Source organism: Enterobacter cloacae complex sp.6700776 (genome assembly GCF_048284255.1).
GTDB lineage: Bacteria > Pseudomonadota > Gammaproteobacteria > Enterobacterales > Enterobacteriaceae > Enterobacter > Enterobacter intestinihominis.
The window spans coordinates 1-259 of the sequence record NZ_JBLVYK010000346.1 but is presented as its reverse complement, the minus strand read 5'-3'; the positions used below and the strand labels follow the sequence as shown (position 1 = coordinate 259).

Sequence of the window (259 nt, the reverse complement as noted above, 5' to 3'; positions counted from 1 at the left end):
CGGGACATATTACTAGCGAACAGTACTGGTAATAGCCTAACTGCTAAGACAGATAATCGACCTTATCTGTCTTTTCTCCATACGGATTTTCACCTTCCATTCCTACAAAAACGCCACAATCAATCAGCATCATCATCGTAATCAGCAATGGAAGAAAGCGCCCAATACCCCATTGCCAAATTTCGGCCAATTGGCTGACATCGAAGGAAAAAAGAGCAAAAGCTAACACGACTAAAGCAAACCATCCTCCCGGTTTACC

1 pseudogene is annotated in these 259 nt (G+C 43.2%); it reads right to left on the bottom strand.

The features are described 5' to 3' along the window. Positions 1-43: 43 nt before the first annotated feature. Positions 44-259, bottom strand: a pseudogene (locus ACNQ0T_RS24565) (DUF805 domain-containing protein); the annotation flags it as partial.